Origin of the sequence: Actinotalea alkalitolerans, from assembly GCF_023369855.1 — a bacterium.
Classification (GTDB): Bacteria; Actinomycetota; Actinomycetes; order Actinomycetales; family Cellulomonadaceae; genus Actinotalea.
The window spans coordinates 64,705-77,724 of sequence record NZ_JAMBPP010000013.1 but is presented as its reverse complement, the minus strand read 5'-3'; the positions used below and the strand labels follow the sequence as shown (position 1 = coordinate 77,724).

Here is a 13,020-nt window from a genome sequence, read left to right as displayed (position 1 = left end):
ATGCGCGCTCAGGGGCCGGCGACGCGGCGGTAGGCCCGGACGGCGCTCGCGACCGTCGGGTAGAAGTGGTCGGGCCCGAACCGTCCGCCCATGCCGTAGCGGACGAGACGGTCCTTGACCGGGCCCTTCATCTCGGCGAAGACCATCGTGACCCCGAGCCGTTCGAGGTGGTCGTCGAGCTCGACCAGCTCGTCGACGGCGGTCGTGTCGACACCGGTGATCGGTTCCGCGGCGATCACCACCCATCGGACGGGCGCCGGCGCACGGTGCACGAGCTCGCGGACCCACGTGTCGAAGACGTCGCCGTTGGCGAAGAACAGCGGGGCGTCGAAGCGCGCGATGACCAGGCCCGGGATGCGGTGACCCTCCGGGTGACGGCCCAGGTCGTGATACCCCGGTACCCCGTCCAGGCTCACGAGCTCGGCCCGGTACGGGTCCCAAGCCCGACGGACGAACGCCATGAGGGACAGCACGACCGCCACGACGACTCCCTCCAGGACCCCGATGAACGCCACCCCCAGGAAGGCCGCCGCGAGCAGGGCAGGCTCTGTCCGGCTCATCCGTGTCAGTCGGACGAACGTCCGGACGTCGACCAGGGACGCCGCGGCCACGATGACGACGGCGGCGAGCGCACCGGACGGCAGGTAGGCGGGCAGCCCCGGCGTCAGGAGCATGAACGCGACCAGCAGGGCTGCGGCCGTGACCCCGGCGAGCTGCGTGCGCGCTCCGGCCTGGATCGCAACCGGTGTGCGGGACGTGCTGCCCGAGACGGCGAACCCGCCGAGCATGCCGCTCGCGACGTTGACCACCCCCAGCGCACCCATCTCCTGGTCGCCGTCGACGGTGCGACCCGACCTCGACGCCAGGGTCCGCGCCAGCACGGCCGTGTCCGCGAACGCGATCAGGGCGATCCCGGCGGCAGGGGCGAGGAGGGCCAGGACATCACCGAGGCCCACCCCGCTCAGCGCCGGGGCCGGCAGACCGCGCGGGAGCTCCCCGACGACGGGCACCGTGTGCTGCAGGCCGAGGACCGCCGTCACCACCATGGACCCACCGACCGCGAGGAGCACCCCGGGGACCCGGGAACGCAGGATCCGCGCGACCACGATCACTGCCAGCGCACCGGTGCCGATCCACAGTGCCGTGAGGTCCGCCTCCCCCGCCACGAGCCCGCCGACAGTCCGCCGCATCCGCTCCCAGACCGTGCCCTCCGTGACGGAGAGCCCGAGCAGCGTCGGCAGCTGGGTGCTGATCACGACCACGGCGATGCCGTTGAGGTAGCCGACACGGATCGGCTTGGACAGCAGGCCGGTGACGAACCCGAGGCGGAGCGCCCTGCCGATCACCAGGAAGAGGCCGACCAAGACGGCAAGGGTCCCCGCGAGCGCCACGGCACGGTCGGGGCTGCCGAGCGCCAGGGGCAGGACGGCAGCAGCGATCATCGGCGCGAGAGCGGAGTCGGGCCCGAGCACGAGGACCCGCGACGGACCGAGCAACGCGTACACCAGCAACGGGACGATCGTGGCGTACAGACCAGTGACGGGCGGCAGCCCGGCCACCGTGGCGTAACCCATCCCGGCGGGGATCGCCAGGGCCACGACCGCCACCCCGGCGACGACGTCGGGTCTGAGCCACTCCCGCCGGTAGCGGCGGGCGACGGCCACACCGGGGAGGAACCGCTCGATCCCTCCCCGATCCATCCCGCCAGCCTAGGAGGTCTCGCTCACCGCTGAGCAGGTCACACGTCGGTGAGCTCCCGCGGGAGGGCGTGGACGTCGACGAGGGCGCCGTTGCGCCACACCGTGATCTCGACACGACGGCCAATCGCACCCTCGACCATGGCGCGCTGCACCTGGGTCGTCGACGTGATCGTCCGCTGGTCGAGGCCGACGACGATGTCCCCCCGTCGCAGACCCGCGCGGTCGGCCGGGCTGCCGGTGACGACCTCGGAGACGTGCAGCCCGTCGCGCCGGTCGAGCTTGGCGGCCAGGACGGGCCGCAGCGGGGCCTGAGCGCCGACGATGCCCAACCGGGCCCGCCGCACCCTGCCGTGCTCGACCAGCGTCCGCAGGAGTCCGCGGGTGGTCGCGTTGATCGGGACGGCCAGGCCGAGCCCGACGCCTGCGACCGCCGTGCCCACGCCGACCATGCGGCCGGAGCTGTCGGCGAGGACGCCACCGCTGTTGCCCGGGTTCAGGGCCGCGTCCGTCTGGATGACCTCGTCGACCACGCGACCGGCGCGGGTGGGCAACGAGCGCCCCAGCGCCGACACGATGCCTGCGGGAGATGACGTCGGCGAGGACCTCGGTGCCGTCGGTGAACGCCGCCTCCGCCTGCTGCGCACCGGCCACGACGTGCGCACTGGTCAGGAGCAGCCCGTCGGCCGAGAGGACGCTCGCGCTGCCCGCCCCCGATCCACGCGCCGTGGGCGTCGTCGTCGAGCGTGCGGTCGGTGTCCATGACCAAGGGAACCTCGCACCCGCCCGGATCGTGCGCGGCGTTCGCACAGGGCGGACACGCCCTCGCAAGGGCGTCGTGCTGCGAAGATGCGAGCCATGGCAGACCTGCCGCCCGGCCGCCGACCGGGCCTGGACCCCGACGAGTGCCGACGGCGCTTCGGGGCGTCCGAGCACGCCTACCTCGCGACCGTCGGTCCCGATGGCGCACCCCACCTGGTGCCCGTCGTCTTCGACCTGACCGACGACCGGATCACCGTCGCGGTCGACCACAAGCCCAAGCGCACGACCGCGTTGCAGCGGCTGCGCAACATCGCGGCAGACCCACGCGTGACGCTGCTGGCCGATCACTGGTCCACCGACTGGCAGGAGCTGTGGTGGGTGCGTGCCGACGGCGAGGCGACGGTCGTCGACAGCGGTCGGGAGCACGAGGCCGCGGTCCGGCGGCTTCAGCGCCGGTACGCGCAGTACGTCACGACACCCCCACGCGGACCGGTCATCCTCACGGTCGTGCACCGCTGGACCGGCTGGGAGGCGCGTTCGTGACCGACGGGCACGCCGTCGGCCGGGCACCGCAGGCGTGCCTGCCGATCACCCGCTGCCGCTCGGCGCCGGCCCGGTGCTCTCCCGCACCACGAGCTGGACGGGGATGGTCACGGTCGCCGGTTCGCCAGGCTCGGCCGGGCTGGTGCCGGTGGTCGCCCGCGCGGCGGTGAGGGCCTCGGTCAGTGCGTGCGCGGCCGCGCGACCCTTGGCCACGAAGTCTTGCCGCAGCGTCGTCAGCGCAGGCCGCACGGCTCGGGCGAGGACGGAGTCGTCGAACCCGACGACCGACAGGTCGTCGGGCACGCGGAGACCGGACTCCTCCGCCGCGCGCACCACGCCGGCAGCCATGAGATCGGAGAAGCACACCACAGCGGTCGGCCGGTGGGGATCGCCGAGGATCGCGGCTGCGCCGTCGGCGACGTACCGGTCACGGTTGTCGTACACCTCGTAGACGCGAGCTGTCAGCCCGGCTTCCTCGATCGCCTCGACCGCACCGGCGGTGCGGACCCTGGAGACGTGGTTGGAGCCCACCCGGTGCGGGTCGCGGGCCCAGCCGGGCTCGTCCCGGTCGCTGTTCATGGTGAGCACCACGATGTCGCGGTGCCCGAGACCGGCCAGGTGCTCGACGGCCAGGCGTCCGCCCGAGCGCTCGTCCAGCAGCACGGCGGCGCTGCCCGGCAGCGGGGCCTGGTCGACGAACACCAGGGGCAGGCACCGACGGCTCAACCACTCCACGGCGTCGGTGTCCCCTGCGCACGCGTAGATGACCGCTGCGTCCAGAGCCAGGTCGCGCGCCGGCACCCGTCCGCCGACGGCGTCCGCAGGCACCAGTGACAGCGCCATACCGGTCGGGGCGAGCTCGTCCGCGAGCGCTCCGAAGAACGCGGAGGCCACCGGGTCGAGGAATGCCTCGCCCAACGAGTCGGTCAGGACGACGCCGACCGCTCCCACGCTGCGCCGGGCCAGAGCCCTCGCGGCCGGGTCCGGGCCGACGTAGCCCAGCTCGGCCGCGGCCGCGAGGATCTGCGTGCGCAGCCCCGCCGAGAGCTGGTCGGGCCGCGAGAACGCGTTGGACACGGTCATCCGGCTGACGCCGACCTTGTCGGCGACCGTCTGCAGGGTCACCCTGCCCACATCGACCCCGCCTTCGGCATGCCACCCAGCGTAGTCCGGCAGGACCGTTCCGCCTCGCGGCCCGTCGGCCCGGCTCACCGTGCCGGGTCGACGCAGTTCGACGCCGGGGCGACGGCGTCCGCCGCACGGTGCAGCGCGCGGGCCAGCACGCGACGCGGGCGGGCCGCCCGCACCGGGATCGCCGCCGCGTACCGGTCCGCCGAGCTCCCCCGCGCCCGGTGCGGGAGGACCGGCGCCCACGGCCGGGCGCTCTCTGCCTCGATCCTCGCGGCCCGCACGCCCAGCAGGCCGAGTCCCATGCCGTCCATTACTGCCTCCATCCGCCTCTGTACCGATACAGTGGATCACTTGACACCGTACAAGTGACTGTCTGGACCGGTCAAGACGAATAGCACTCGCATCTCCGTTCCGTGGCGCGCGAGGGCCGTGCGCGAGCATGATGGGGAGCACCCGGAAGGAGATCGACATGGGCACTGCCCACCCATCAGCGGGTCGCCGAGGACCCAGCCCGTTGCAGCTCGCATTCGCGGCGCTCGCCGTCGCGGCGGTCGTCAAGGAGCTACGGCTACCGTCAGATCAGCGCACGTGGCACGGCGTCGTTATCGGGTTCGTCCCGTACGAGTTCCGCGTACCGACGCTGCCCCGGGTCAAGGCTCGGGTCTGGAACCCTGAAGGCCCGCTGCTGTCGCCCCATGTGTTCGGCGTCGGCTGGACGCTCAACATCGGCAAGGTCGTGGCCCTCGTACGCCGATCGGGCGAAGCCCGACAACACCCTGCCGGGGCCTGAGACCGATCATGTAGTGTGCCGCGGAGATCGGCGCAGCGGTGCCGACAGGGTGACGGATCGGCCAGCGCCAGGGCTCCTGCGCGGCGCTCGACCCGCACCGGTGGACTCGCGGAGGAACTCGGATGGGATTCATCAAGGCGTTCTCCGGTGCCGTCGGCGGCATGCTCGCGGATCAGTGGAAGGACTTCCTGGCCCCCCCGGCGAACCTGGCACCGACCGCAGCCCTCTTCCCGGCGGTGGCCCAGGGCCAGAACGCAGGACGCGGCTCCAACACCAGGGCCTCCGAGAACATCATCACCAACGGCAGCCGGATCCTGGTGCCCGAGGGCTACGGTCTGCTGACGTTCCAGGACGGCCAGCTCACCGGGCTGGTGGCCGAGCCCGGTGGGTTCATCTTCAGCTCCGACGACCAGAACTCGCAGTCCGTCTTCGCCGGCGACGGCATCCTGAGCCCGACGGTCACGATGTCCTGGGAGCGCTTCAAGTTCGGCGGTCGGCCCGGTTCGCAGCAGCTGGCGTTCTACGTGAACCTCAAGGAGATCCCGAACAACCGCTTCGGCACGCAGTCGGAGATCTACTGGGACGACGCCTACCTCGGCGCCCAGGTGGGAGCCGTCACCCGCGGCTCGTACTCGCTGCGCATCGTGGACCCCATCCTGCTCGTCAAGCAGTTCGTCCCCCTGACCTACCTCACGGCGGACGCACGCGTCTTCGACTTCTCCGACCTGGACAACGACGCAGCCAGCCAGCTCTTCAACGAGGTCGTCGGATCGCTCGCCGCAGCGTTCTCGAACTACACGAACGACCCGAGCAAGGGCAACCGGATCGCTCGCATCCAGGGCGACGCCATCGGGTTCGCCCAGTCGCTGGCACTCGCGGTCGAAGAGGGATACCAGTGGACCACCGGTCGTGGACTGACGATCGTCAAGGTCGCGCTGCAGGCGATCGAGTACGACGAGGACACCCGCGCGCTGCTCAGCGACGTCAAGAAGGCCGACGCGCTCGGCGGCGCACGGGGCAACTCGTTCATGCAGCAGGCCGCGGCACGGGGCTTCCAGGCAGCCGGTGAGAACCCGGGCGGCGCCGGAGGTGGCGCCGGGATGGCGTTCCTCGGCATGGGCGTCAACGCGACGGCGGGCGCGGCAGGTGCACTGCAGCAGCCCAACGTGCCGCCCGCACCGGCACCGGCAGCGGCAGCGGCCCCGGCGGCAGAGGACCCGGTCGCCAAGCTCACCCAGCTCAAGGCGATGCTCGACCAGGGTCTGATCACCGAGGCCGACTACGAGGCCGCCAAGGCCAAGGTCCTCGGCCTCTAGGGGCGACGATGGATCCCCTCGACCCCCACGCGGTCGCCGGCGCCGCGCCGCCACCACCCCCACCACCTGCACCGCCTGCACCCGGGACGACGCCCGAGCAGGACGAGGCGTCCGGACCGCGGGTCGTCCGGACCGACGAGGGCGCCGAGGACGGCCTGGCCAAGTGCCTGCGCTGCGGTGCCACGGAGATCTCGCTGAACCCCGCGAACGGCAACCTGCGGTGCAGCTACTGCCGGTTCGAGTGGCAGAGCGGCAACGCGCTCGAGACCCTTGACCTCAACGGCGCCATCGGGGAGCTCACCGGGGTCGTCGTGGGGTCGGGCACGGCCGACATCGTCCCGTCCACCGACGAGGTCCTGACGTTCAGGTGCACGGCCTGCGGGGCCGAGGTCGTCATCGACACCCGCACAGGCACCCAGGCCCGGTGCCACTGGTGCCGGAACACGCTGTCGATGAACCAGCAGATCCCCAACGGTGCGGTGCCGGACATGGTTCTGCCGTTCTCCATGACCAAGGCGGCCGCGGTCCAGAGCATCGCCGACTTCGTCACGAAGCGGACGTTCTTCGCCCACCCCCGGTTCAAGGAGGAGTTCAACCCCGAGAACGTCATGGGGGTCTACCTGCCGTACATGGTCGTCGACATCAACGCCCACGCCAGACTCACCGGGCAGGGCGAGCACCAGACGCGGTCATACACCGTCAAGAGCGGCGACACGGAGAAGCGGGTCTACGACGCCGACGTCTACGACGTCGTGCGCGAGTTCGACATCCACATCGACGACCTGACGGTGGAGTCCTCACGGGAGCGCCTGAACCAGAGCACGTCCCAGAACTCGAACAACATCATCAACTCGATCATGCCGTTCGACGTGGAGAACTCGGTCCGCTACGACTCCAACTACCTCTCCGGCTTCGCCTCTGAACGTCGTGACAGCAACATCGACCAGCTCGCGCCGGTCGCGACGGTGCAGGCCGAGGACATCGCCCGGCACAAGGCCAACGAGACCCTGGCCTTCTACGACCGCGGCGTGCGGTGGGACGCCGAGCAGGTCGAGGTCGTCGGCCAGCGGTGGGTGTCCGCGTACCTGCCGGTCTGGCTCTACAGCTACCACGAGACGAAGCCGAACGGCCGGTCGTTCCTGCACTACGTCGCGGTCAACGCCCGCACCGGGGAGACGATGGGCAGCGTGCCGGTCAACCAACGCAGGCTGCTGCTCGTCGCCGGCGCGGTCCAGGTGGTCGGCACCGTCCTGTTCGCCCTGATCACCCTGGTGGGCGGATGATCCTCGACCTCGCTGCGCTGACGGCGTCGACCTCCGAGCTCCTTGCGTCCTCCGGTTCGTCCGACGGCGACGGCTCCGGGTTCGCCTACCTCTTCCTGCTCTCGGGCTTCATCTTCTACGGGGCGATGTTCGTGAGGTACCGGAACACCGACAAGCGCCACCGGCACGAGTCCGAGACGAAGGCCTCGATGCACGACGTCCGCGCCGCGGACCAGTTCCACCGCTCGCTGCGGGGGGTGTCGAACGCCCGGATGAAGGGCGCGAACAACCGCCAGGTCCATGGCGCCCGACGTGGCCTGTCCCAGACGCTGGGTCTCGACCAGGACTAGACCACCGGGTTGGTGTGCCGTGGACCGTGGCCCCCGATCATGGGAGACCGCCCGACCCCGTCGCTCAGGCCCTCGGCACCCACAGCTCGGCACTGACCCATGCACGGTAGGTCTGGGCACCCATCCACGACTCGAGCGCTGCGGTCTGGCTGGCCTGCGCCCGCAGGCTGCGGACCTTGCGGTCGAGCAGCGCGCCGGTCAGCACGGTCTCCATCACGACCTCGTCGGGTGCCGAGCAGGGCGGCGGACCCCACTCGTAGACCACGGCGTTGACCGCGGCGAACGGTGCGAGGAGGTCGGCGGTCATGGTCGGAGCCAGGACGCGGCAGCCCGTGCCCATGACGGCGACGGCGGCCTCCTGGGCCCATCGGCCGACGGCGACGTGGTCAGGATGGCCGGTGACGCCGTCGGGCCCGAACGTCAGCACCGTGTCGGGTCGGACCCGCTCGACCACCTCGGCGACCAGGCCGACGCCGATCTCGGGTGCGAGGTCCGCCAGTCCGCCGTCGGGCAGCCCGAGCCAGGTGTGGTCGTCCAGGCCGAGCTCGATCAGGCTCGCCGCGAGCTCGGCCCGCCGGATCTCGGCCAGGTGGGCGACCGGCCAACGCTCCTCGTCGGAGGTGACACCGGCCTCACCGAGGGTCGCCGAGACGATCGCGACGTGCGACCCGGCACCCGCGGCGAGCATCGCCGTGCCGGCCATGAGGTAGCACTCGTCGTCCGGGTGGGCCCAGACGCCCAGGACCGTCCCCAGGTCTCCTGGCGTCAGACGCGCGGTCACGTCGCACCTCGTGCCCGGGCGTGCTGGTCGAGCGTCGCCAGGTAGTACGCCAGGGTCTCCTCGAGCATCGCTCGCGTCCCCGGGGTCAGCCCGACCCCCGTGGCCGTGCCGGGCCAGGTGTCGATCTCGGCCTCGACGTCGTCGCACCACGTGAGCATGAGGCGGACGAAGCCGGCCGAGAAGTGCATGAAGAGCACGTTGAGGTGCGCGCGATCGGGGAACGGCGGGTCGTGCAGGTAGTCCTCCGCGATCACCACGCCCTCCTCGACCCGTTCGAGCATCTGCCGGCGGGTCTCGGCGATCGTGCGACGCAGCTGGTCGACCGTTCCCTGGTCGGCCAGGAACAGACGGAGCAGAGCCTCGAGCTCGACCTGCGGCGGTGCGGGTGGCTGGCTCTCGAGCCAGGCCGAGACCTCCTCGCGACCCCGGTCGGTCACCTCGTACCTGGTCCGGGAGCGGCCCCCCGTCTCCTCCTCGACGGCTGTGGCGAGCCCGTGCGGGACCAGCCGCTTGACCTCGTTGTAGAGGTTCGCCTCTGAGCGCGGCCACGCCCAGCGCAGGGCCCGTCGCATCTGACGGGTCAGGTCGTACGCAGTCCACGGGCGGATCGAGAGCAGCCCGAGCAGGGCTCGCTGGGTGGTCGAGGGTGTCGGCGACATGGGGTTGACACTACTCCATACTTGAGTAACTATCTGTACTCCAATCTGGAGCAAACGAAGGGCAGGAACCATGACAGTCGAGACGATCGACGCGACGAAGCTCGAGGCCTTCATGGGCCGCGCGGTGACCGACCTGGCCGCCGCGGAGAGCTCGGCCGCGACCTACCTGGGCGACCGCCTGGGCCTGTACCGGGCGATGGCGTCCGGACAGCAGATGACCGCGGGAGAGCTCGCCGCGCTCACCGGGACGCACGAGCGACTCGTGCTCGAGTGGCTGCGCAACCAGGCGGTCGGCGGCTACGTCGAGCACGAGGGCGGACGCTTCCGCCTCCCGCCCGAGCACGCGGCGGCCCTCGCGGACGAGGAGTCGCCGTACTTCCTCGGAGGCTTCGTCGAGATCATCGCCGCGGTCTGGGCCGATGCCGGGCTGCTCGAGGAGGCGTTCCGCGGCGACGGGGCGATCCCGTGGGGTGCCCACGACCCGCGCCTGTACCGAGGGGTCGAGCGCTTCTACGGAGCCACCTACCGCTCGAGCCTGGTCCAGGCGTGGCTCCCTGCCCTCGACGGGGTCACCGCGCGGCTCGAGGCAGGAGCAACTGTGGCCGACATCGGGTGCGGGTACGGCCTGTCGACCACCGTGATGGCCACGGCCTTCCCCCGCTCGACCTTCGTCGGCTACGACATCCACAGTGCCTCGCTCGACGCCGCCCGCGACCGCGCCCACCAGGCAGGGGTCTTGGACCGGGTCCGCTACGAGGAGCGCGCGGCCATCGACGTGCCGCCGCAGGGCTTCGACCTGGCCTGCTTCTTCGACGCCCTGCACGACATGGGCGACCCGGTCGGAGCAGCCGCCGCGGCACGCCGCGCGCTGGCCGAGGACGGCGTCCTCATGGTGGTCGAGCCGCGGGCCGGCGACCGGCTCGAGGACAACGTCGGCCCGGTCAGTCGCACGTACTACGCGGGCTCGACCTTCCTGTGCACCCCCAGTGCCCTCGCCCAGGACGGGCAGCACGCCCTCGGCGCGCAGGCCGGCCCCGCCGCGCTCACCGGGGTGCTCCACGCCGCCGGCTTCAGCCGGGTGCGGGTGGCCGCGGAGACGCCGTTCAACCTCGTGCTCGAGGCGCGGGTCTGACCCGCGGGCCTGACGTCCAGGGCCTCACCGGGCCCGCCGCACGCCACGTCCGTCCCCACCGGGGCGGGCGTGGCGTGCTGGGTCCGACCGGAGCTGCGCTAGTCAGACCCCAGACGGGGCCCGAGCACCACCACGGGCGTCCGGGTCGAACGACGCGCCGCGTACCCCTCGAGCTGCGGGTCCACCGCGACCCAACGCGCCCAGAGCCGATCCCGCTCGGAGCCAGCTGCGGCACGGGCACGCACCGGACGCAACCTCCCGGACGCGAGCCGGACGAACGCGTCCGGGTGCGCCTCGAGGTTGAGCCACCACGCGGGATGCCCCTCGTCCCAGCCGTTCATCGCGAGGGTCACCAGGTCAGGACCGTCCTCGAGGTAGCCGAGGATGACGCTGCGCTCCCTGCCCGACCGCCGCCCCGTCGCCGTCAGACGCAGCGCACCCCATCCCCGCTTGTTCGCCGGCGTCCACAGGAAGCGACCACCGCTGAGGCGGTGGAGCGTCCGATGCACGCGCCAGGCCGTGTGGATCACCCACGGCGGCGGGAGCCTGCCCGGTCCGGACCTCGACGGCCGTTCCGCCGCGACGACGGGCAGCTCGACGTAGTCGCGGCAGCGGACAGGCCAGCGCAGCAGCGCCCGTTGAGGCTGAGGGACACGGGACAGGCCCTCGGTCACCGACAGGTCGCGAGGCGGGCCGAGGGTGAGGAGCTCACCGCTCATGTGCATCCGGGCACCCCCTGCGCTCCGCACGTTCTTGAGCCACTCGACCTCCGGGCCGTACGTGAGCGCGACGGTCACGATCTCTCCCCGGCGAAAGGCCATGAGTGGCGTGTGGTGCACCTCCTCCGAGCGTCGCCCGACGTGCTCGAGGTCGACCAGCGCACCGCGCCCGGCGACCTTGAGCATCAGTGGGTTGACGACACGCTTGGTGAACCGGGTGATGCGCCGGGTGATCGGCACGGCAACCTCCGTCAGCGTCGCTCGCGGCGGTAGAGGGAACGGGACCAGACGTAGCCGAGAGATGCGATCAGGATGCACCAGCCCAGCGCCTGGAGCATCGTCGAGGTGTCCACGGGGGCACCTGTGAGCAGGGCCCGCGTCGTCTCGATGATCGGGGTGAACGGCTGGTACTCGGCGAACCAGCGCACGCCGGCCGGCATGGTCTCCACCGGCACGAAGCCGCTGCCCAGGAAGGGCAGGGCCGTCAGGAGCATCGGGGTGTTCGACGCCGTCTCGACGGACGTGGCGGCCAGGCCCATCGCCACGCACAGCCAGGTCATGGCGAAGACGACCAGCGCGAACAGCCCCGCTGTCGCCAACCACCCCAGCGCCCCCGGCTGAGGTCGGTAGCCCAGCGCCGCCGCGAGGCCGAGGACCACCGTGGCCGCGACGAACCCCTGGATCATCGTGCCGAGCACCGGACCGCCCAGCACCGACCCGGGAGAGATCGCCATCGTCCTGAAGCGGGCCATGATGCCGCTGGTGGCGTCCATCGCCGCGCTGATCGCCGCGCTCTGCGCCGCGCCGACGAGGGCGAAGAGCAGGATGGTCGGGGTGATGTAGTCGAGGTACGCGGCGCGACCCTCCGCTCCAGGGGCGACCCCCGGAGCCACGCCCGCGCCGAACGCCCCACCGAAGATGAAGACGAAGAGCAGCAGCAGGGCGATCGGGACGGCGACGGTGAAGCTCGTCAGCCCGGGATACCGGGCTGCACGCAGCAGGTTCCGGTGCAGCATGGTCAGGGTGTCGGCCAGCGGGCGGGCACCCGCCGTCGGGGGGATCGTCACGGTGGTCATCACGCCACCTCCTTCGTGGTCGGGTCGGCAGGGGGCTCGGTCAGGCGCAGGAACACGTCGTCGAGCGAACCGGCGTCGTGGGTGGACTTCAGCTCGGCAGGAGTCCCCTCGGCGACGATGCGAGCGCCGTCGAGCAGCGCCACGCGGTCGGCGAGCTGGTCGGCCTCCTCGAGGTACTGCGTGGTGAGCAGGATCGTGGTGCCTGCCGCCACGAGCGCCCGCACCTCGCCCCACAGGGCGCGCCGGCTGCGCGGGTCCAGGCCGGCGGTGGGCTCGTCGAGGAACACGACGGCGGGAGACCCGACGAGAGTCATCGCCAGGTCGAGCTTGCGACGCATGCCGCCCGACCAGGTCGAGACCGGCTTGCGGGCTGCTTCGGTCAGCCCGAACTGCGACAGGAGCACGTCCACCCGCTCGCGCCCGGCACGCCGGTCCAGGTGGTTCAAGGACGCCATGAGCCGCAGGTTCTCGACGCCGGTCAGCAGGTCGTCGACGGCCGACACCTGGCCGGTGACGCCGATGACCGCGCGCACCGCGTCCGCCTGGGTGACGACGTCGTACCCGGCCACCCGGGCGGTGCCGCCGTCGAGGGTGAGCAACGTGGACAGGATGCCCACGGTGGTGGTCTTGCCGGCACCGTTCGGGCCGAGCAGCGCGGTGACGGTCCCCGTGCGGACGGCCAGGTCGACGCCGTCGAGCACGGCGTGGTCCCCGTAGGACTTGCGCAGGCCGCGGATGTCGACGGCGAGATCGCTGGGCATGGTGGTCCTCCTCGTGGTGATGGTCGTGGTGTGGGTGCCGT

Annotated in this window: 15 protein-coding genes; 6 read left to right on the top strand and 9 right to left on the bottom strand. The window is 71.7% G+C overall.

Going from position 1 to position 13,020, the window contains the following annotated elements; all coding sequences use genetic code 11:
* Positions 1-8: 8 nt before the first annotated feature.
* The gene (locus M1R94_RS15985; RefSeq protein ID WP_249382718.1) at positions 9-1,700 is read right to left on the bottom strand and encodes a SulP family inorganic anion transporter; all 1,692 of its coding nucleotides are present in this window, start codon (positions 1,698-1,700) and stop codon (positions 9-11) included.
* A 38-nt stretch (positions 1,701-1,738) separates the two neighbouring features.
* A complete protein-coding gene (locus M1R94_RS15980; RefSeq protein ID WP_249382717.1) occupies positions 1,739-2,251 on the bottom strand; it encodes a S1C family serine protease in 513 nt (170 codons plus the stop codon).
* A 304-nt stretch (positions 2,252-2,555) separates the two neighbouring features.
* Here M1R94_RS15980 and M1R94_RS15975 point away from each other — a divergent pair, with 304 nt between their 5' ends.
* Positions 2,556-3,002: a TIGR03668 family PPOX class F420-dependent oxidoreductase gene (locus M1R94_RS15975; RefSeq protein ID WP_249382716.1), complete on the top strand. Its 447-nt coding sequence runs from the start codon at positions 2,556-2,558 to the stop codon at positions 3,000-3,002.
* A gap of 45 nt (positions 3,003-3,047) precedes the next feature.
* Here M1R94_RS15975 and M1R94_RS15970 read toward each other — a convergent pair whose 3' ends face one another.
* Entirely contained in the window at positions 3,048-4,127 is a 1,080-nt protein-coding gene (locus M1R94_RS15970) for a LacI family DNA-binding transcriptional regulator (protein ID WP_249382715.1), read from the bottom strand.
* Positions 4,128-4,210: 83 nt separating this feature from the next.
* Entirely contained in the window at positions 4,211-4,444 is a 234-nt protein-coding gene (locus M1R94_RS15965) for a hypothetical protein (RefSeq protein ID WP_249382714.1), read from the bottom strand.
* A gap of 158 nt (positions 4,445-4,602) precedes the next feature.
* Here M1R94_RS15965 and M1R94_RS15960 point away from each other — a divergent pair, with 158 nt between their 5' ends.
* From M1R94_RS15960 to M1R94_RS15945, 4 genes are all read left to right on the top strand, one after another.
* Complete coding sequence (locus M1R94_RS15960) at positions 4,603-4,923, top strand: DUF5808 domain-containing protein (RefSeq protein ID WP_249382713.1); 321 nt, start codon at positions 4,603-4,605, stop codon at positions 4,921-4,923.
* 122 nt (positions 4,924-5,045) lie between these two features.
* Positions 5,046-6,239, top strand: coding sequence for an SHOCT domain-containing protein (locus M1R94_RS15955; protein WP_249382712.1), 1,194 nt, complete (start codon positions 5,046-5,048; stop codon positions 6,237-6,239).
* Between the two features lie 8 nt (positions 6,240-6,247).
* Positions 6,248-7,522 (top strand): TFIIB-type zinc ribbon-containing protein, encoded by a 1,275-nt coding sequence (locus M1R94_RS15950; protein WP_249382711.1) that lies wholly within the window; start codon positions 6,248-6,250, stop codon positions 7,520-7,522.
* Positions 7,519-7,851: a hypothetical protein gene (locus M1R94_RS15945; protein WP_249382710.1), complete on the top strand. Its 333-nt coding sequence runs from the start codon at positions 7,519-7,521 to the stop codon at positions 7,849-7,851. Before M1R94_RS15950 ends, M1R94_RS15945 begins: the two co-directional genes overlap by 4 nt.
* A 64-nt stretch (positions 7,852-7,915) precedes the next feature.
* Here the strand turns inward: M1R94_RS15945 and M1R94_RS15940 are convergent, their stop codons facing one another.
* Together M1R94_RS15940 and M1R94_RS15935 are read right to left on the bottom strand one after the other, a co-directional pair.
* Complete coding sequence (locus tag M1R94_RS15940) at positions 7,916-8,632, bottom strand: PIG-L deacetylase family protein (RefSeq protein WP_249382709.1); 717 nt, start codon at positions 8,630-8,632, stop codon at positions 7,916-7,918.
* Positions 8,629-9,291: a PadR family transcriptional regulator gene (locus M1R94_RS15935; protein WP_249382708.1), complete on the bottom strand. Its 663-nt coding sequence runs from the start codon at positions 9,289-9,291 to the stop codon at positions 8,629-8,631. The genes M1R94_RS15940 and M1R94_RS15935 overlap by 4 nt, the downstream gene beginning before the upstream one ends.
* A 70-nt stretch (positions 9,292-9,361) precedes the next feature.
* Between M1R94_RS15935 and M1R94_RS15930 the strand changes: the two genes are divergently transcribed.
* Positions 9,362-10,423, top strand: a complete 1,062-nt coding sequence (locus M1R94_RS15930) for a class I SAM-dependent methyltransferase (protein WP_249382707.1) — start codon at positions 9,362-9,364, stop codon at positions 10,421-10,423.
* A 98-nt stretch (positions 10,424-10,521) separates the two neighbouring features.
* Here the strand turns inward: M1R94_RS15930 and M1R94_RS15925 are convergent, their stop codons facing one another.
* From M1R94_RS15925 to M1R94_RS15915, 3 genes are read right to left on the bottom strand one after another with little or no spacing between them, the layout of a single operon-like run.
* Positions 10,522-11,382 (bottom strand): nitroreductase family deazaflavin-dependent oxidoreductase, encoded by an 861-nt coding sequence (locus M1R94_RS15925; RefSeq protein WP_249382706.1) that lies wholly within the window; start codon positions 11,380-11,382, stop codon positions 10,522-10,524.
* Between the two features lie 11 nt (positions 11,383-11,393).
* Entirely contained in the window at positions 11,394-12,218 is an 825-nt protein-coding gene (locus M1R94_RS15920) for an ABC transporter permease (protein ID WP_249382705.1), read from the bottom strand.
* Complete coding sequence (locus M1R94_RS15915; protein WP_249382704.1) at positions 12,218-12,979, bottom strand: ABC transporter ATP-binding protein; 762 nt, start codon at positions 12,977-12,979, stop codon at positions 12,218-12,220. The genes M1R94_RS15920 and M1R94_RS15915 overlap by 1 nt, the downstream gene beginning before the upstream one ends.
* Positions 12,980-13,020: the final 41 nt, after the last annotated feature.